1 protein-coding gene is annotated in these 390 nt (G+C 63.1%); it reads left to right on the top strand.

The window, feature by feature from the left end; translation table 11 throughout:
* The coding region (locus IH09_RS36250; protein WP_190233531.1) for a cbb3-type cytochrome c oxidase subunit I at positions 1-390 on the top strand (390 nt) is incomplete at both ends.

Raw genomic sequence — 390 nt, 5'->3', positions numbered from 1 at the left:
CTTCACGTGGAATGTGCTGCTGACCGGTGTGCTGGTCCTGCTGGCCTTCCCGGTGCTGGCCGCCGCGCTGTTCGCCCTGGAGGCGGACCGTAAATTCGGTGCGCATGTCTTCGACGCGGCCAATGGCGGGGCGCTGCTCTGGCAGCACCTCTTCTGGTTCTTCGGGCATCCGGAGGTGTACATCATCGCGCTGCCGTTCTTCGGCATCATTTCCGAGGTCATTCCGGTGTTCTCCCGGAAGCCGATGTTCGGCTACATCGGTCTGATCGCGGCGACGATTTCGATCGCGGGCCTTTCCGTCACGGTCTGGGCGCACCACATGTATGTGACGGGCGGCGTGCTGTTGCCGTTCTTCTCCTTCATGACGTTCCTGATCGCGGTGCCGACGGG

This window comes from Streptomyces celluloflavus, from assembly GCA_000720995.1.
GTDB classification, from domain to species: domain Bacteria; phylum Actinomycetota; class Actinomycetes; order Streptomycetales; family Streptomycetaceae; genus Streptomyces; species Streptomyces celluloflavus.
The sequence above is the reverse complement of the archived record's forward strand: the minus strand, read 5'-3'. Positions and strand labels throughout refer to the sequence as shown.